This is a genomic window from Komagataeibacter ossonobensis, assembly GCF_057359305.1.
Map to the genome: position 1 here is coordinate 52765 of NZ_JBXAYQ010000013.1, position 18438 is coordinate 71202.

Genomic DNA, 18438 nt, shown 5'->3' on the forward strand with positions numbered 1-18438 from the left:
TCTGTAATGATTTCGTGCCGGCCCGGAGCCGATCGGCGCGGCCGCAGTTCTGGCAGGCCAATATGGCGTCAACACCCAAGATCTGTAGTCGCGTGGGCATGACCATAGGGAATCGCGCCTGAAGGGTGAACGTTATGTTGGCTGCCTTTTTGAAAACGCGGCATTCAAAAACTTTTTTTGTTTATTCAGTCTTTTCCAAACAGTTTCCGCAGCCCACCCATGACAGGTGCCACCACCGGTCATGGCCGCCATCGGTTGTCCATACCGTACCAAGGCGATACGATACCCGCTGTCACACATCATTTCCGGACAGGATGGGAACAGGTCATGCAATGGGGTTGGGTCAGTGCGGCAACCACCATCAGTTTCCAGATCCTGTTCATCATCCGCGTCCTGCTCCGGCCCCACCGGCAGCCTGCATCACGCGTGGCATGGGTGGCCATTATCGGCTCCCTGCCCATCCTTGGCATGCTTGCCTACCTGATGCTGGGCGAGACCCATCTGAACGTGCGGATCCTCCAGCGTATCCGTACGGCGATAAGGCAGCTGCCCATTCCCGGCAAGACCAGCAACGCACTGATCGATGCCGAACATGATTTCGGGCTGCATCCGCGTCTTGCCCCGCTGTTCCGCGTTGGACAGTCCATCAGTGGTTATCCCCCCATGGGGGGCAACAGCGCAGCCCTCATGGCGGATTCCGACGCCGCCATCACCGCCATGGTGGATGATATCAATGCGGCGCGGAAGCATGTGCATATCAGTTTCTATATCTGGCTGTCCGACAATAACGGCATGAAGGTGGTCGAGGCCCTGAAACGCGCGGCAGGGCGTGGCGTGACGTGTCGCGTCATGGCGGATGACCTGGGATCACGGCGCCTGATCCACAGCCATCACTGGCGGGACATGCAGGCGGCGGGTGTGCGGCTGGTGCGTGCGCTACCCATCGGCAACCTGCTGCAACGTCCCTTTCGCGGGCGGTTTGACATGCGCAACCACCGCAAGATTGTCGTCATTGACAACCGTGTAACCTATTGCGGCAGCCAGAACTGCGCCGATGCGGCGTTCCGGGTCAAGCCGCGCTTCGCCCCATGGGTTGACCTGGTCACACGGTTTGAAGGCCCTGTCGTGCTGCAGAACCAGCACCTGTTCGCAACCGACTGGTTCGGCCATACCGATGAAGACCTGACCGAACTGCTGGCCACGGCAGACATGCCGGCAGGGGATGGCTTCGTGGCCCAGGTCATCGGGACAAGTGCCGCCGTGCGCTATGCCGCGATGCCGGAAATTTTTGTATCCCTGATGAATGCGGCGGCACGGGACCTGACGGTGACAACACCCTATTACGTCCCTGACGAACCCATACAGGCCGCCCTGTGCGCGGCCGCACGACGTGGCGTGAACACAACACTTACTGTTCCCACCCGCAATGATTCATGGATCGTCGCTGGCGCCAGCCGTAGCTATTACCGTGAATTGCTGGAAGCGGGGGTCAAGCTGTATGAATACCCGCACGGCCTGCTGCATACCAAAGCGCTGACAGTGGATGGGAAAATGACCATGATCGGGTCCGCCAACCTGGACCGGCGCAGCTTTGACCTCAATTTCGAAAACAATATTCTGTTCGTTGACCCTGCGTTCACGGCTGACATCCATGCACGCCAGCAGACCTATACCAGTGCCGCCACGCCCATCACGCTGGATATGGTCATGAACTGGCCGAAATACCGCATCCTGTGGAACAATGTGCTGGCGATGGTCGGCCCCGTTTTGTGAATAGGCATGATATAATATCAGCCCTTGAAAATTCTCCTGCCGGAACCGACATCTAGAGCAAGAGCCCGACCGATTGCACGGGTAACCTGCATCGAATGGTAACAGGAGAAACCGGATCATGAGTGCCGCTGAAAACCTTCGCAAGCTCAGCCCTGAAGATATTCAGGAAATCACGAAGCATTTTGAAAAATCCCTGCACCAGCACAAATCCGAACTGCACAAGCAGATTACGGATCATCTGGCTGGCCTGAAGGGGGAAGTCCGCCTGCATGAAAACAAGATCCCGACCTACTGCAAGGTGTTCGGTTTCCTGATTCTGGCGGCAGCGTCCGTGGTCAGCTATGCCTTTGGTCGCAAGTCCGCGGAATAACCCGCCCTATCCCATCTGACCTGCCGCATATCCATGTAGCGGGTCAGGAACGGGAAACAGGTTATTTATCAGTCTTGGCTGTCGTAATGGAAGTCGGCACCGGTGTCGCTGTCGTAATGGATGTGGGCGCTGGTGTGGTTTCTTCTGTAGGTACTGGCGGCGTTCTGGGGGGATGGAACGCGGAAATCGGCCCCAGCGGGCCACGCTTTACATGCCGCATTGACGCAACCGGTTTGCGTACGCATCCACGTGTCACAATTGAACAGACCCCGTCAGAGCCGATGATTTCGTCATCATCGCCGCTGTAATGCAGGTCCACCACCTTGTCATCCTCGATCCGGATATCCGCGACACAGGTCTTGCCTGCGCCGCCTACGGTTGTTTCCGTCAGGTTGACCAGTGTCTGGAGGGGGACGAACGTTGAATCGTTCGTGGACGGGATATTCAGCGTGCGCGAATATTCAAATATCTGCACGTGATCGTCTATTTTCTTGATCTTGTCGGGAATGCCCACGCATGACTGCACATCCGTAATGTTCATGCCGATCATGGCAAGCTGCGCACGGTGCGCAGTACGGGAATCCGTATAACCACACCCGGCAAGGCCACCGACAGGCAACAGGACAATACACACGCCACCGATACGCGACAGGAAAGCATGGAACAGGCGGTTGCTGCGGTAGGTCTCAACTGTCATGCGGTTCAGTTACTCCGGGATGGGGACGGCAGTTCTGACAAGGCGGTTTCTGGTTCGGCCTTCATCAATCCTCTTTCGCATATACGAAACAAGAATTCATGAAGGAAATCCCGTTTTCATGCACCCTGTCCATTCAGTCACACCGGGTGTATAGCATTACGACGTATGCTGGTATGGGGTTTTGTGTAAACCGTCCGGGATCCGTTTTCCCTGTCCGGTCGATGAATTCAGTGTGCGATGCCGGATCTTGTCATACAACCCTGATAGAATTTCCGGGTGAAGTTTTTTCCTAGACATCTCCAGAAAACGCTTTCTTTTTTAAAAAAGGCGCTACCAGAAAATTTGTTTATTATTAACTGGTTATTTTAATCCGCTTCTTGAAAAGCCAAGCCTGAACATATCTTACAATCATAAGAAAGTTTTTGATGAAGCTTTTTTCAAAAAGCTTCGAAGACCGCCGCATTTTTGAAAAAAGGCGGTGCCTGAAAACTTTTTTATCAATGAATTGTTTTCAAACAATTTTTCATACCAGATCGAAAGCGGACCGACGCGGCAGGGATGATGATGTCATATCCGTCAGGCGGGGCAAATGATTGTGCATGACACTGGCAATCAGGTCATAATCCTGACGATAGATCTGGCGTATGCGTGCCATCTGGCCCGCACTGGGCATTTCACCCCCACCGCCACCCGCATTGGCATGACCGATGGGGGCAGGTGTATAATTCCGGACAAAATCCTGTATGCGGCACATGTCATCAAGCAGGAACAGGCGGTCCACCGCAACTTGCCCATGCTCATCGGTCAGGTACCAGGACTGGGGGCGGAAGATATGGTCCATGTCATACTGTGAACGGACATGGCCAATATGGTCCAAGGCGTCATCAATCCCGTTGAAGGCCATATAGGCCGGGCGGAATCCCTGCGCCACATGCCGCGCAGCGCTGCCACCCGCGCGGGCGTAGCGATAGGCGGACATGAAACGCCGCACCGGATCGCGCAGGATGGCGAAGGAAGGGAAGCCCGTCAGGTCGGGCATGCGACGCCGGAAATACCGGATGGTTTCATGCCCGATATCCATGCCGTACAGGGCACGCGCCACGGATGTCCCGGCATTCTTGGGCACATGGATAAACAGCACGCCCCGCGCACGTACCATATCCGCACGTTTAAGCCGCTTGGGACCAGGGGGATAGGGAATACGCAGCGTCGCCAGACGTTCATGCACATCACTGGACATTCTGACCCGGAGGATAGGTTGCAGCAGCGTTTGCATGAACACGTCCATTCCACATGAGTTGATGTGATCAACAGGATCGGCACAGTATTATGACGGCTGAAACCTTACGATGTATGAATAAAGGAAACGAAATGAAACGATCGCGCGGATCTGGCGGAACATGCAGGCGGTCCGTACAAGGCAATTCACCTTTCCCCGGCAGGAATGGATCTGTGCAGAGGTGCTCCTGACGCCTGTCCACAAGGTCTGCATGTCTGTATATCCCAACCTCGGACAGTTGCCTGTTATCGCGGCGTGTACTGTTTTCAAGACCGGATACCAGCACATTGGCTGGACCGCCGCATGCGTACGTCATACCGCTGTCTGACATGACATGGCGTGACGTGACATGACGTATCAGACCTGTCATGTTGAGCCACATTCCTGTATTTTACAGAAAGTAAAATAAATGGATTGTACTATTCAATAATTAATGAAATTTCCTGTCATTTTCATTGATAATTTACTTACTGACAGCAATGGGCCGTCCACTCGTTCCAGCCAGGCTATCCGCATGGTTTCCGATGCGGCGAAACAGGTAAAACAAAATATAAATAAATTGGATATAAGTATTTATTAAAAAGACAATGACATAATCCGTATCAGTCTCTTTTTGAAATTCTTTAGATCACGAAGGCGTCAATCCCCATTTCGTGTGTTGCTGACACGAAGGAATCAATTTTAAAAATCAATTCATGTTCCGCATCCTTAAAATAACAGGACGCGCATCACCTGATGGATTGTATTTTTTATATAAAAAATTAGGACTATTACTATGCATAATGGCCTGTTTTTATTTCAACCCATCCTGGGCGCGCAAACCTGTTGCAGATCAGCCTGCACGGGGACAGCCGTCTTTACTGGTGCCCCAACCCCATGCCGAACTGCATGAAACATCAACGGCATTGCATGCCACGGTCTCGACACGCCTGAATACCATCTTCAGGACGGAAGGGCTGTCCATCCTGCTGAACAATCGCGAAGACGCGCTGCGCGTCCGTGACCTGTCGGCGGGATATTATGCCGCGTCCGAGGCACCGGGCCATATCCTGCCCCAGATCAGCGCTTTCCGTTCCCGCCTGCAGCATCAGGGCGTGACATTTTCGTTCACGTACAAGGGCGAGGCGATGGCCGATGTGGGTGGTGGTATCTCCCGTGGCATGGATTACGTCCATGAACTGACACTACAGACCCAGTTTGATCTGGGCCGCCTGTTCGGGTTCAAGGGCTGGACGATCCATACCCTGCTTATGGAACGCGTGGGACGCGAGGTCTCGCATGACCGGGTGGGCGATTACAATATCAGCCTTATGGAGGTATACAGCCTGTCCGGGCATTCGGTCGCGCACCTGACGGATATGTACGCGCAGAAATCATTCCTGCATAATTCCGTTGACCTCGCGTTTGGCCGCATGGCGCTGACCCACGTATTCGCCACGTCACCGCTGCTGTGCAGTTTCATGATGACGTGTTCGGCGCCCGTTGCCATCAAGCTTAATGCAGGCTTCAGCGTCTATCCCAAGGCGACATGGGGCGGACGGGTGCGCCTGCGGCCAACACGCGATACGCTGGTACAGATCGGTGCCTACAGCGTCAGCTCATTGAATGAGGACATAAGCGGTTGGGCGTGGGCTGGGGAAAAAAGCACCGGCCTCATGATACCGGTTGAATTCGCATGGCAGCCCTTTTTCGGACCACGGAAGCTGCCCGGTCATTACGTGCTTGGCTTTGCGCATGACACTACCCGATATGCCGACAACCTTGGCGACATTCCGGCCAACAGCACCGTTCGCCGCCATGGTGGCGAAGCACGCGACACCTTCTATGTGGAAGCCGACCAGATGCTGTACCGCAAGGGTGGCCATAACCAGATGGCCGGTGGCTACGCACTGGCCGGTTACATCCACAATACGCCGGATGTATCGGTCATATCGGACGAATTCTATGTCGGGTCATCCCTGCTGGGCATCATTCCCCACCGCCCGCATGACCGCTTTGGCGTGATGTATTCCTACTACCGCATAAGCCCGCGCACCGAACTGGGCCAGGAACTGCGCATGGATGCGGGCATGGCGCTGGGGCCGCATGTCAACGGCCCACAAACCCATGCTTCCGTGCTGGAAGCTTATTACGGCGTGCCGATCTATCCCGGCATCCTGGTCCAGCCGGAGTTCCAGTACATGATGCGCCCCGGTGAAACCGCGCACATTCCCAATGCCGAAGTGGTGGGGCTGAAAGTTATCGGCACCCTGTAACCCGCATCCGTTCCCATGGAACGGGAGGAGAAACGACATGTTCACCACCCTGAAATCGCTGTTTTCGCGCAAATCCATACCGGATGCGACGCATCCCCCCCTTATCGGCCAGTTACGCCAGATCGTGGGGGATGCCCATGTCCTGACCGATCCGGCGCAGACCCTGCCCTTCCGCCGTGGTTTCCGCTTTGGCATGGGTAACGCGCTGGCGGTGGTGCATCCCGGCACGCTGGTGGAACAGTGGCGGGTGGTGCAGGCGTGCATCCAGGCGGACAAGATCGTGCTGATGCAGGCGGCCAATACCGGCATAACGGGTGGTTCGACCCCCGACGGAAATGATTATGACCGCGACATTGTCATCATAAGTGGCATGCGGCTGAAAAAGATATTTGTCATTGGCGGGGGCAGGCAGGTCATCTGCCTGCCGGGTGCGACACTGGATCAGCTTGAACGCACGCTGGCGCCACTGGGGCGTGAACCGCATTCGGTGATCGGGTCATCATGCATCGGGGCAGCGGTGTTCGGCGGGGTCAGCAACAATTCCGGCGGCGCGCTGGTGCAGCGCGGGCCAGCCTTTACCCAGATGTCGGTTTTCGCGCAGGTGGATGACAGCGGCACGCTGCACCTTGTCAATCACCTTGGTGTCGAACTGGGCACGGACCCTGAAGAGATACTGGGCAGGCTGGACCGTGGCGTGATCGCCGAAAACACCATCAACTGGCATGCCGGAAAGGGCCATGACGACAATTACGCAACCCATGTGCGTGATGTGGATGCGGATACCCCTGCCCGCTACAACGCCGATCCCGCCCGCCTGTTCGAAGGGGCGGGCTGTGCCGGACGCATGGCACTGTTTGCCGTGCGGCTGGATACTTTCCCGGCAGAAAAAAATCCCGCCGTTTTCTATATCGGGACCAACAACCCCGATGAGCTTGAGGACATCCGCCGCCATATCCTGACATCGTTTTCCGAACTGCCGATCGCGGGCGAATACATCCATCGCGACGCCTTCGACATTGCCGAGGAATATGGCAAGGACACATTCCTGATCATTCGCGCCATTGGCACGCGTCGCCTGCCCATGCTGTTTGCACTCAAGAACCGTTTTGACCGGCTGGCCGAACGGATTCCCTTCCTGCCCGGCAACATGAGCGACCGGCTGCTGCAGGCCGCAAGCCGCCTGTTTCCCCGCCACCTGCCCAGACGCATGTACGATTTCCGCGACCGCTTCGAACATCACCTGATGCTGAAGGTCAGTGGACATCTGGCATCCGAAGCCCGGACCTACCTGGACGGCTTCTGCGCAAGGAACGGCACCCGCTATTTCGCCTGCTCGCCGGATGAAGGGGCAAAGGCCTTCCTGCACCGTTTTGCCGCAGCAGGAGCCGCCATCCGCTACCGCACCACGCATCACCGCACGGTGGAAGATATCGTCGCCCTGGATGTCGCGCTGCGCCGCAATGACCGCAAATGGTCGGAAACGCTGCCCTCCGACATTGATCGCAAGCTGATCGTCAAACTCTATTACGGGCATTTCCTGTGTCACGTCATGCATCAGGACTACATCGTGCACAAAGGCCATGCCTGCCCCCCGATCGAGGCGCAGATGCTCACCCTTCTGGACCGGCGCGGCGCGCGGTACCCGGCGGAACATAATTATGGGCACCTGTATGCCGCGCCGCCGGCATTGCAGCAGCATTACCGCACGCTTGATCCGTGCAACTGCTTCAACCCCGGTATTGGCAAGACCACCAAGCGCCGCAACTGGCAGGCGCAAAGCGTTTCCTGACCCTGTTCCCATGCGCAGGAGCCCGGGCATGAGCGGCGCACAGGGCAGCGACCTGAACCGCAGCCCGGTCGCCTGGATCATGCCGAAGGCGCATCCATTCCGCTGCATTCAGGCGTGCGTGAAGCCCGGCCACGTGGCGCGGTGATAAACGGCAATCACCCCATTGATCAGGCCGAGGCCGCCAAACGCCTCATTGCCGCTCCCGAACATGAACGCATGCATGACGCGCGCCTGTGGACCTGCGGCAGAAACGCGACCGGGGTGAACGCAGCCATGTCATGGTACCTGCCGTGCACAAGCTGCGTTCGGTCGTGGCAGAAACCGGGCGCCGCTTTCCCCCCCATCCCCATCATATGTGGGGATGCAGGGTCTGTTCCGGTTTCGCCACCACGGCGTGGGTGGCGCTGGTCAACGGGTGCGGCACGACTTCACGGGGCTTTTTCACCTGTCGGCGAACATAGTATTGCGCCAGCCCCACCAGCCCGAACCCGATAAAGGCAAAACACGAGGACAGGACCGGCAACCCGCCATACGACCAGTGGGTATCCACGATATGGCTGCCCGCCCACGCGCCGACCGCGTTGCCGAAATTGAAGGAACTCTGGTTCATGACGGCGGCAATGTTGGGCGCGGATCCGGCACAGGCAACCACGTATGTCTGTAGCGGGGCCATGGGCGCATAGATGAACACACCCCACAGGAACAGCAGCACAAGGCAGGCCCATGGATGCAGGCTGCCGGGCACCAGCAGCACCTGCACGATCGCAACAGCAGCCATAAGCCCGGCACATGATGGCAGCATCTTCCAGTCCGCCAGTTTCCCACCCAGCAGGTTGCCCAGACACAGCCCACCCCCGATCATGAGCAGGATGACATCAATCGCATGCGTGCTGAAGCCGGATCGGGTCTGCAGGAACGGAGTGATGTAGGTGAACAGGGTAAACATGCTCGACGACGTGCACATTGAAACCAGCATCATGGTCACGACCAGCGGATGCAGCATGGCCCGGAACTGCGCCGATAGCGGAATGGCGGGACCACTGGCCCGGTCCTGCGGAATCCACAGCCACATGGTGGTCCATGCCAGCACGCCCACGGCACAGATCAGCCAGAACGCCATGCGCCACGATGTCATCTGCGCCACGACGGTACCCATGGGTACGCCAAGGATCATGGCCAGTGTCAGCCCGATATAGACCAGCGACAGGGCTTCCGCCCGTCTGGCGGGGGGCACGACCTGCGCTGCCATGATGGACGCCGCGCCATAGAATGTCCCGTGCGAAAATGATGTCAGCACGCGCGCCAGCATGAGGCTGGTATAACTCGGCGCCAGGGCGCTGCATGCATTGCCCGCGATGAAGATCGCCATGGTCAGCAGCAGTGTTGCACGGCGTGACAGGCTGTTGGTCAGGATCGCCACCAGCGGCGATGCAATGGTCACCCCGATGGCGTAGCCGGATACCAGCAGTCCCGCCTGCGCGATGGAGACATGCAACCCGGCCGAAAGCTGGGGCAGCAGCCCCATGACGATGGTTTCCGTCGTGCCAAGGCCAAACGCCCCGATCGCAAGGGCCAGCAACGCAACAGGCAAGATACGCGTCCTTGAGTTTACGGTAGCGGCCCATGCCGCCACGCCGGAAGAAGGGTTGGACGCATCGGAAAACGGATGCGCCCTTTCCCATCCGTAACCGTCGATCATGGCGGTCTGTCTGCCCGGGTGGGAAAAGGCGGCTGTACCAGATTTCTGCGTTCCTGACCGCAGGGAAATGCAGGTAATTTGGAAATATATTTTATGCAGGGACCTGATACTCGTGCAGGAACACAAACTTAATACATATCTCTTATTTTAATGTTTTCTGTCCGCATTACCGTATCCGTTGCCCCGCCGCAGGCTGACCAATGGCGTCACCGGTGCGATGGCCGCACACCGTGCGGCGTCCCATGAATGGATCAGGATACGAATGACCTGGCGCAACGCGTCACGATCCGCCATCAGGCGCTTTGCCTCCCCCTGTCTTACGCGATCATTCTGTCCGAACAGGGCTGTCTCATATCCCATCTGCCGCCCCATTTCGACATCGGGCAATGATGACAGCGGGGCGTAGGATAATGACAGGCTGACCTGCTGGCTGCTGGTGCGGCTGGCATCGGTGGCAAGGCCAATGGTCGGGGCGGTTGTCAGCGTCCCCACACTGAATTCACCGCCACGGGTAAAGCTGCCAGCAAGCTGCAGCATCACATCCCCCGCAATCGTGCCCATCACGGGGTCCGCCGTCTGCTGGGCGCACTGGGCAGCCCGCACCGTCTGGCTGAAACGGGCATCCTGCTGTGCGGTCCAGTCGCCTGCATGTGAAACAGGCACTGCCCCCGCCCGCGCCAGCGTGGACTGTATGCCCGCCATGGCGGCCGGGATCGTGGTCTGTACGGCCCGGCCATGTGTACAACCGGACAGGCATGCGGCAATGACCAGCATGGGCATAAGGATTTTCATGATCATCCTGCAAACGGGAACGTTGATGGCGCTTTCAGCGGGCGATGGAGGAGGACATGCCGGTAAGGTAGGCTTCATTGCTGGCAACAAGGGCATCCCAATCCTGCCCCGTGGGGGCCAGGATCCCACCCGGCAGCAACTGCCGCCATGCCAGGCCATGGGCTTCCATCAGGCGGCTGCGCAGCCATCGCCACGTCGCCTTCTGCAGGCTGCCCCATGTCAGCAGCGTAACAAGGTCGGTATCCGCCGTGCCGTCATAATCCCATAACAGCAGACAGTGACCGCCCGCGCTACCTGGTGTCGGGTCACCATGGCTGGCGGGCGTGACAGCATCCCATACCCGGGCAAGGTTGCCCGTGGCATCTTCCCACATATCCGCCTGCGCAAGCCGCACCCCCAGATAGGCGGCGGACAACCCCGCCGTGATATTGCGGATGCCATTCAGGTCACCGGTATCCACGCTGCCCCATAACGGGAACAGCGTCTGGTCAGCCAGGGCATATCCATCCCGCAGCGCGGTGGCCAGGACATCCACTTCCACCCCACCCTGATCCGTCTGCGGATGACCCGGCACATACCCGGTTGAACGGGCATAAAAACGCACCGCATTGTCCGTATTCACCGCAATCTGGTAACCAGCCAGCGCCGCCGTGGCACGGATATGGTTACCGATCCCCGCCGCCGTGCAGTCCCCCAGTACATCATTGCCCAGCATATGAGGCGCGGGATCAATCTGCTCGCGCCCCAGTCGCGGCGGGGCCTTGCGGGCCATAAAATTACGCATGCCCGATAGCAGGGGCTGGCGCGCCTGTATTCGGGCGGGAAGGCAGCCAAGTTTGCGCAGCGTCATTGCCTGTATCCATGTCTGACCGGAGGGGCACAAAACCCCTTCATTTGGTGCATCGTGAAAATTACAGAAATTTTTGGTGAATATTTCTTCAAAAAGCTTCAGTAAAACGCTGCCTTTAAAAAAGGCAGTATCCAGAAAATTCCATTATTCAGGGAAAGTATTTTTACTGTTTCGCAATAGAGAAAAATATAGATGTGAAGGATGCAGGCAGCAAACAAAACGACACGATCCTGCCCGACACGGCAGGCTGGCCGTACCATCCGTGATCATCTGTAACGAATTGCAAGGACAGGACGTGCGCACATGCCTTTCCGTAACGGGAAAAGGCTGTAAAAACAGAAAATTACAGGAAAAAATGGCATTTTCCATGCCATGTGCCACCGTGTTGTTCCTGAGGAAAAAAACAATAACACCCTATTTTACCAATTGACAAGAAAGTGTGTTATTTTTAAGGCAATGTTGTCGTTTTACGGTCAAGATCTGAATTGTGTTGCGTCGTATTTCAGCAAAAGGTTTTTCTGGATCATGTCACTTGAAAGCATAGCCCTGTCACAGACAGGCCAGCACCATGACGATCGTCCCGCCAGCAAACCGGCAGGATACCACCACACGCCAATCCGGGGCATCCTGTTTGGCCTGATGTTCAGCGTACCACTATGGGCGCTGGTTTTTTTTCTGTTTCGATAAGAGACCGTTTGAAAAGTCAGATCGGAAACATCCCGCAACCACAAGGAAGTTTTTGGTGAAGCTTTTTTCAAAAGCTTCGAAAGAACGCCCCCCCTTTTTGAAAAAAGGCGGCACTCAGAAACTTTTCCATGATTTACAGGCATTACCTACCGACATAACGGGGACGGGTATCATGCTGCCGGGCCGTTTGCAGTCCTGACCTGTAATCCGATGGGATGTTTTTTGGGGGGCAGGGCAGATGGTATCCCCCTGCCCTGTCATGCGCCATGATTTCTGCTGGCAGGTCCGGCCTACCCCCGGTGATCAGTTGAACCCGATGGACACACCCGCAAAAATGCCGAACCCGTCACCCGACAGCATGGCGGCAGGCTGCTGCCCGTTGCTGGTGGAATAGACCGGCACCACACCTGTTGCGTAGTGTTTATTGGCAAGGTTGTGCAGGCTCAGGAACACCTGCCGGTGTTTGTTTGGCCACAGGTAACCGATATCAAAATTGTAGATATGATAGGGCGCGGCCTTGTACTGGTTATCATATGAAGCCAGCACGGAAGACGAGACTTCCACATCGAATGAAGTATAAAATCCGTTCTTCATATCAAGATGCAGTTCCCCCTGATAGAAATGGCGTGGAATGCCGGGAATGTAGTTGTGTCCCCATGTTGCGTCATGATTGAAGCGGAAGCTCTGGAATGTATAGGCCTGACGCAGGGAAATGATGTTGCCCTGCCATTTGTACAACGTTGAATGGAACGATGTTTCAACCCCCTGATGCGTTGTAGGTGATGCATTGCCGTAAGTGGAGTTGTTGTACAGGATGGAATTGGGGGTCGCGACCGCCAGCAATTCATTATGCACGGCGGAGTGGTAGTAGGTGACACTCCATTCCGTACCGGCAAAATGACCGCTTGTCCCCACTTCAAACGTGGTGACAGTCTGGGGGCGCAGGTTGGCCCAATCCTTTGTCAGGCCCGTGGCGATCCCCGATGTATAATTGGCGCCCGAAAGGTACTGCCAGTCCTGCGGACTCTGCACACTGCGGCTGACATTGCCATACACCTCGACATTGGGGGTAATGACGTAACGGAACCCCGCACGCGGTGCGAAATACAGCGCATTCTGGCTGAAGGAACTTGTCTGCGGGTACGTCTGTGACCCCGAACGCGGGGTATAGCTCAACGCGCCGGCTGCGGTCAGCCAGAAATTGTGGAAGAGTTCGGTATTGTTGCGCACATGAAAAACCGTATCACTTCCCCCCAGGTGTGAACGGGTCACAAGAGTACCAAGCGCATAACCGGGATAGGCCGCCTGGCGACGCACCCGGTTGTCAATGGTGGCGTCAAGGTCGTGCGATGTATAGATGCCGATATCCGTATCGCTGGCATGGCCCAGCAACTTGTCCTGACGTGTGTAATTCACCATGCCGGTGGCATAGTCGATATTGTACAGTGACGAGGTATTACCCAGTTCATGGTCCATCGGCGCGTTCAGGTAGGCAAAACCAACAGTCAGCCTGGACTGGTCGTCAATGCGGATCCTGAGCCGGTCGGCAGCATATTTGGTGCCGGGTTCAATGGTTTTTGTGCCCCATGTCGCGTATTCAGGCTGCATCTGGCGCGGATTGTCACGGATCTGGTCACGTGTCAGGTAATAGGGGTTGCCTTCCCATGTCTGGCGATAACGGAAGAAGAAGCGGTTATCGACATTGTCGCTGAATTTGTAACCGTAATTGAAGTTCACGCCGAAATTCGTGGTCTTGGTATTGTCCTGATAGCCACCGCGATAGGAATTGGTCACACTGAGGTAATAGTCGGACCTGCCGATGACGGTGCCCGAACTCAGCTGTTCCTTGACATACCCGAAGCTGCCAGCTTCGACACGGGCCTGGTAACGCTGTGAATTATATCCCGTCTGCGTGACGTAATTGATCGCGCCACCCAACTGGGTGGAGCCGAAGTCGATGCCATTCCCGCCGCGCATGATCTCGGTATAACGAATGCCAAGTGGTTCCTGCAGCTCATTGACCGTGCCGATGGGCGTAGTCAGCGGAATATCATCAAACAGAAACATGATGCCCGCACGCGTGGCGTTCAGCCCCGTCTGGATACCGGAACCCCGAATGGAGATGCGCAGGTCGTCCGATCCGCAGGGAGCCTGTGCGAAGACACCGGCCTGATACTTGAATGCATCCGCGTTGGTGGCGTTACGTCCCTTCAGCACGGTGGCCGCGTCAATGACGCTGGTGCCCCCGGGAATGGTTTTCAGATACACCTCCGCCTGATGCGTTGCCGCACTGTGATGATGTACGGCGATATGTTCGACCGTGCTGGCATTCAGCCCGTTACTGTCCGCATGCCCATCATGCTGGCTGGCCGCGTCATGCTCCCCTGCGGCATGCCGGACGGGGGTACGGTGGGGGATACGATGCGTGGTCATGGCATCCGGCACGACAGATGTGGCTGCCACTGCATGATGGGAAGCAATCAGCACACCAAACAGCCCACTGGCAAGGGCGAAGGTAAGTCTGTTTGGCGCCTCCACGGCAGAAATGCGGCCACGATACAGGGCGGGATGGATATAGGGTGGTGATACGATGGGGGACAGAAATAATTCACTTCTAATCATTGTAGTTTTTCCATTATGACCGCAAGAAACGCATTAATTTGTTAGCGGTCAGGATGGACTTTTCATACAGGCATGATGGGCCAGAATCTTAAAAATACGGAACAGTTGTACTGAAACAACATATACACATATATTATCGTTAATTATAGACATCCTCGCGCCACAACCCGGCGCGAACATTCCGAAAATATCAAAATAATATTGTTGTTTATCAGCGTATTAAGCAAAATTATGATCGGGGTAATTTTACAACCCTTAGTTGTAACCAGCTTTCCAAAAACAGAAATCTGCTTTCCATCAACGCAAAGGATCGCATATACGGCAGAAAGACGTCCGCCACTTGGCCCGGATAATTAACAGTTCAAAATTGTTGTTTATGGAACCATCTTCCAATTCCATGCATGTAACGACGGGAAGGCATGGTTAAGGTAGTCATGCCCCACAATCGGATATTTCCAGAGTACCGGATCATGCAGTGTATGCGTGCGCGCATTGCGCCGCAGGTCATCAAGGTTCGGCTTCCGGTCCGTGGCGGTTGTGCCGACCAGATCGATTGTCGTATCGACGGCCGCCTGTATGAACTGCGATATGACACTGTCAGCAAAGGGCGCGCCGGGCCTGCAGGCTTTCCAGACCGGGACGATACGACAGCACGGTACCTGCACGTCCGTCAGTTGCACGGTGCCGCTTGCCGATCCTTTCCGACCCGTCATTAATGATGCTCAGGCCCGGCGTATTACGGTCGGCAATGGCAAGGCGGCTGTACCCGTCTTTATCAAGCGCCACGATCTGCACCAGATGCGTCAACAGTGCCGCCGTGCAGTAATGGTTGACGCCTTCCAGGGTAACGGTATCGCCATAGGCACATGGCACGGTCATGCTCCACAACCCCGAATTGGAACAAATGTCCAGTTCACACGCGGCAAAACGGTTTTCATGGTCACGCCGCGCGAGGTCCGGCACGATCTGCCAGGCGACTTCGGCTGCAATGTGCAATGCCTCCGGATCGTTCGCAATGACGGGCACACCCGCAGGTAGCAGGAAAAACGAGGCGGATATCAGCGTCGCCCATGCCCATAAATTCCGTAAGGGTCATGATATATCCGGTCTGGATGGGATCAGGGATGATCGGAATTCATGACAGCACCCGCTGGCCCGCGACCCGACGCAGCAATTCGCTATGGGGCGCATGGATGCGGCCACACAGCGCGTCACGATGGGCGCGTTCCAGCGGATTATGGGTGGACAGCCCGGCATTGCCCGCAAGACCCAGCAGGGCGGATGTAAAATCGGCCGCCGCATCGACCACGCGTGATTTTATCACGGCTGCATGTGCATTCAGTTCGGGCGGCGGGCATGTGGCCGTGACATCCGTAGCGTAAAGCCGCAGCAGCATGGTGTTCATGTGCAGCGTAATGGCGAAGCCCCCTACGGCGTCGCGCATGGCGGGCAGGGTCGAAAGCGGCGCGCCCAGATTGGATGGCACGCGGTTTTTCAGGAATTCCCCAAACCATGTCAGCGCGGACGTGGCGATGCCATTGTACAAGGCCCCCAGCAGTCCCGTATTCCAGAGCATGAGGATATTGCGTTCTGCCGGTGGCGTATCGGGCGCATGCAGGGCCAGCGCCGCATCGGGCGGAAGCACAACCTGCGTAAAGGTGACTTCATGGCTGTTGCTGGCGCGCATACCGATATGGTCCCAGTTTTCAATGACATGAATGCCCTCTGCAATAGTCGGGACCATGAACGTGCCCACCCTTGCCGGGTCTTCATCCGTGCGGGCGCGCACCAGCAGCCACGACAGGCCGGGAATGCCGGTGACATAGGCCTTGCGTCCGTTCAGCACCCACCCCCCGGGTGTGCGGGTCGCCACCGTACCGGGCAGACCGCCGCGCGATGCGGAGCCAAGATCGGGTTCCGCTAGCAGGATATTGGTCAGCCGGTCATGCTGTTCCTCTTCCATCCAGCGCACGAAATCACCGGAACCGAATTCATGGTGGGCAATCGCGGCCCGCACCATGTAATGGTTGACCATGACCAGCGCGGTGGAGGCATCACTCTGCGCAATCCGGCCCACGATTTCCTGCGCAACGCCAAGGGTAAACGGCGTGGGGCGATCGGGGGTGGAAATGCGCAGCGACAGCAGTCCCGCCTGACGCAGGTCGTCAATATTTTCCTGTGCAAAAATCCCGGTGCGGTCATGATGCGCCGCACGGGTGGCAAGGCGCGCCTGCAGATGCGTTGCCGCATCAAGGGCGTCATGTGCGGTGTGTCGTATCAGGCCCATGGCTCATGCCCCCCGCACAATGGACCGGATGTCCGGCACGGTCGGGATCAGATGCGCATGGAACAGGGTTGCCGCAATATCCTGCTGTTCTGTCACAACGGTCTGATCCAGCGGTGCGGGCTGCAACGCCAGTCGCGCCAGTGCATGGGTAATGATGGGACGGGACAGACCGGTACTGGCGGCAATATCCGCCGTCAGCGTATCGGCATGATCCGCCGCCCATTGCACGCAGTCCTGTCGCGCCTGCGCCAGCGCAATGAAGAAGTTACCCGGATCACGGTCCGCAAACGGCCGGCCGGCAATCAGGAACTGCCGGTTGGTCGTCACACCCTGTGCATCCACCAGCAGACGACTTTGCGTGTCCACCTGGGCCGCACTTAAATACGGATCCCATATCGCCCATGCATCCACCCGCCCGGTCTCGAACGCGGCGCGACCGGCGGCGGGCGGCAGATAGACAGGGCGGATATCTGCCCATGCAAGCCCCGCGCGCTGCAACAGCGCCAGCAGCAGGTAGTGCACGTTGGACCCACGATTCAGGGCAATCGTGCGTCCCTTCAGGTCTGTTGGTGTCTGAATGGGACTGCTGGCGGGCACCAGCACGCCTTCGCCATGCGGGGCAGGCGCCGAACAGCCGATATAGGCCAGCCCATCAGGCCATGCGGCCTGCGCCATGACCGGGGGTGCATTGCCGGTTTCGCCAATGTCTATGGCATCCGCAGCAAGCGCCTGCAGCAGTTGGGGACCGGCGATAAATTCGGACCACTGCACCCGCATCCCGTGCGGAGCAAGGGCGCGTTCCAGCAGCCCGCTATGTTTCAGCACCACCAGCGTACCGTACTGCTGGTAGCCTATGCGGATCGTGGCGTCCTGTGCCGCATGCGCCCGGCGAGACATCCACACGGGGCATGACAGCGCCATGCCAAGACCGGTCAGGAACGCGCGACGTGAATACCGTTTCATTGCAGGCTTACCTGTAACAGGGGTGGGGCGTATGCCGTCCGATGGATCCCAGCCGGTCGATGAATCGGGCCGGGGATGAATGGCATATTTAACAATATTAAACCGTTAATATGTATTTATGACATTATAAACGTAAATTCATATGTCAACGGGATATTCTCCTTCCGCCCGGGTTTTTGGCATGAGCATGCCGTGCGGATCACACGCCGATTCAGGGGCAACGCGGTCAGGATATTATATAACGATGGAATTTGTATAATTTAACGGCTATGTACTCGCCATACATAATACGATTTTTTTATGTTATATTTTACTTAAAAATATTATTTTAAAACAGTAATATAATAAAATTCAGGCACTTTCTTTAAACTATTT

At 56.7% G+C, this 18438-nt stretch carries 15 protein-coding genes; 6 read left to right on the forward strand and 9 right to left on the reverse strand.

Translation table 11 applies throughout. The features are described from left to right. The first annotated feature begins 327 nt into the window (after positions 1–327). Together cls and AC1RQ9_RS09540 are read left to right on the forward strand one after the other, a co-directional pair. Entirely contained in the window at positions 328–1773 is a 1446-nt protein-coding gene (gene cls / locus AC1RQ9_RS09535) for a cardiolipin synthase (protein WP_485986656.1), read from the forward strand. 118 nt (positions 1774–1891) lie between these two features. Continuing rightward, entirely contained in the window at positions 1892–2143 is a 252-nt protein-coding gene (locus AC1RQ9_RS09540) for a hypothetical protein (RefSeq protein WP_193732996.1), read from the forward strand. A gap of 61 nt (positions 2144–2204) precedes the next feature. Here the strand turns inward: AC1RQ9_RS09540 and AC1RQ9_RS09545 are convergent, their stop codons facing one another. Then, the gene (locus AC1RQ9_RS09545) at positions 2205–2840 is read right to left on the reverse strand and encodes a hypothetical protein (RefSeq protein ID WP_485986657.1); all 636 of its coding nucleotides are present in this window, start codon (positions 2838–2840) and stop codon (positions 2205–2207) included. Positions 2841–3363: 523 nt separating this feature from the next. Further along, positions 3364–4116 carry a sulfotransferase family 2 domain-containing protein gene (locus tag AC1RQ9_RS09550; RefSeq protein ID WP_485986659.1) on the reverse strand — a complete coding sequence of 251 codons (753 nt, stop codon included), beginning with the start codon at positions 4114–4116 and terminating at the stop codon, positions 3364–3366. Between the two features lie 785 nt (positions 4117–4901). Between AC1RQ9_RS09550 and AC1RQ9_RS09555 the strand changes: the two genes are divergently transcribed. Together AC1RQ9_RS09555 and dld are read left to right on the forward strand one after the other, a co-directional pair. Further along, the gene (locus AC1RQ9_RS09555) at positions 4902–6374 is read left to right on the forward strand and encodes a carbohydrate porin (protein ID WP_485986660.1); all 1473 of its coding nucleotides are present in this window, start codon (positions 4902–4904) and stop codon (positions 6372–6374) included. 37 nt (positions 6375–6411) lie between these two features. Continuing rightward, on the forward strand, positions 6412–8163 hold the full coding sequence (dld, locus tag AC1RQ9_RS09560; protein WP_485986661.1) for a D-lactate dehydrogenase: 1752 nt from the start codon (positions 6412–6414) through the stop codon (positions 8161–8163). A gap of 349 nt (positions 8164–8512) precedes the next feature. On the opposite strand, the gene AC1RQ9_RS09565 is transcribed toward dld, so the two are convergent. The 3 genes from AC1RQ9_RS09565 to AC1RQ9_RS09575 form a co-directional block, all read right to left on the reverse strand. Then, positions 8513–9862 (reverse strand): MFS transporter, encoded by a 1350-nt coding sequence (locus tag AC1RQ9_RS09565; protein WP_485986662.1) that lies wholly within the window; start codon positions 9860–9862, stop codon positions 8513–8515. A 147-nt stretch (positions 9863–10009) separates the two neighbouring features. After that, positions 10010–10654 (reverse strand): hypothetical protein, encoded by a 645-nt coding sequence (locus AC1RQ9_RS09570; RefSeq protein ID WP_485986663.1) that lies wholly within the window; start codon positions 10652–10654, stop codon positions 10010–10012. Between the two features lie 34 nt (positions 10655–10688). Then, positions 10689–11504, reverse strand: a complete 816-nt coding sequence (locus AC1RQ9_RS09575) for a hypothetical protein (RefSeq protein WP_485986664.1) — start codon at positions 11502–11504, stop codon at positions 10689–10691. A 76-nt stretch (positions 11505–11580) separates the two neighbouring features. Here AC1RQ9_RS09575 and AC1RQ9_RS09580 point away from each other — a divergent pair, with 76 nt between their 5' ends. Beyond that, positions 11581–11934, forward strand: a complete 354-nt coding sequence (locus AC1RQ9_RS09580; protein WP_485986665.1) for a hypothetical protein — start codon at positions 11581–11583, stop codon at positions 11932–11934. 312 nt (positions 11935–12246) lie between these two features. Next, positions 12247–12390, forward strand: a complete 144-nt coding sequence (locus AC1RQ9_RS09585) for a hypothetical protein (protein ID WP_485986666.1) — start codon at positions 12247–12249, stop codon at positions 12388–12390. Between the two features lie 104 nt (positions 12391–12494). Here AC1RQ9_RS09585 and AC1RQ9_RS09590 read toward each other — a convergent pair whose 3' ends face one another. From AC1RQ9_RS09590 to AC1RQ9_RS09605, 4 genes are all read right to left on the reverse strand, one after another. Next, positions 12495–14813 (reverse strand): TonB-dependent receptor family protein, encoded by a 2319-nt coding sequence (locus AC1RQ9_RS09590; protein ID WP_485986667.1) that lies wholly within the window; start codon positions 14811–14813, stop codon positions 12495–12497. 597 nt (positions 14814–15410) lie between these two features. Continuing rightward, positions 15411–15839 (reverse strand): hypothetical protein, encoded by a 429-nt coding sequence (locus AC1RQ9_RS09595; RefSeq protein WP_485986668.1) that lies wholly within the window; start codon positions 15837–15839, stop codon positions 15411–15413. Between the two features lie 109 nt (positions 15840–15948). Beyond that, a complete protein-coding gene (locus AC1RQ9_RS09600) occupies positions 15949–17100 on the reverse strand; it encodes an acyl-CoA dehydrogenase family protein (RefSeq protein WP_485986669.1) in 1152 nt (383 codons plus the stop codon). 3 nt (positions 17101–17103) lie between these two features. Then, positions 17104–18063: an aliphatic sulfonate ABC transporter substrate-binding protein gene (locus AC1RQ9_RS09605; protein ID WP_485986670.1), complete on the reverse strand. Its 960-nt coding sequence runs from the start codon at positions 18061–18063 to the stop codon at positions 17104–17106. Between the last annotated feature and the right edge of the window lie 375 nt (positions 18064–18438).

Coding starts and splice junctions, on each gene's coding strand:
- dld (WP_485986661.1), top strand. CDS start 6,412: ATGTTCACCACCCTGAAATCGCTGTTTTCGCGCAAATCCATACCGGAT.
- AC1RQ9_RS09570 (WP_485986663.1), bottom strand. CDS start 10,654: ATGAAAATCCTTATGCCCATGCTGGTCATTGCCGCATGCCTGTCCGGT.
- AC1RQ9_RS09565 (WP_485986662.1), bottom strand. CDS start 9,862: ATGATCGACGGTTACGGATGGGAAAGGGCGCATCCGTTTTCCGATGCG.
- AC1RQ9_RS09600 (WP_485986669.1), bottom strand. CDS start 17,100: ATGGGCCTGATACGACACACCGCACATGACGCCCTTGATGCGGCAACG.
- AC1RQ9_RS09555 (WP_485986660.1), top strand. CDS start 4,902: ATGGCCTGTTTTTATTTCAACCCATCCTGGGCGCGCAAACCTGTTGCA.
- AC1RQ9_RS09550 (WP_485986659.1), bottom strand. CDS start 4,116: ATGCAAACGCTGCTGCAACCTATCCTCCGGGTCAGAATGTCCAGTGAT.
- AC1RQ9_RS09605 (WP_485986670.1), bottom strand. CDS start 18,063: ATGAAACGGTATTCACGTCGCGCGTTCCTGACCGGTCTTGGCATGGCG.
- AC1RQ9_RS09575 (WP_485986664.1), bottom strand. CDS start 11,504: ATGACGCTGCGCAAACTTGGCTGCCTTCCCGCCCGAATACAGGCGCGC.
- cls (WP_485986656.1), top strand. CDS start 328: ATGCAATGGGGTTGGGTCAGTGCGGCAACCACCATCAGTTTCCAGATC.
- AC1RQ9_RS09545 (WP_485986657.1), bottom strand. CDS start 2,840: ATGACAGTTGAGACCTACCGCAGCAACCGCCTGTTCCATGCTTTCCTG.
- AC1RQ9_RS09540 (WP_193732996.1), top strand. CDS start 1,892: ATGAGTGCCGCTGAAAACCTTCGCAAGCTCAGCCCTGAAGATATTCAG.
- AC1RQ9_RS09590 (WP_485986667.1), bottom strand. CDS start 14,813: ATGATTAGAAGTGAATTATTTCTGTCCCCCATCGTATCACCACCCTAT.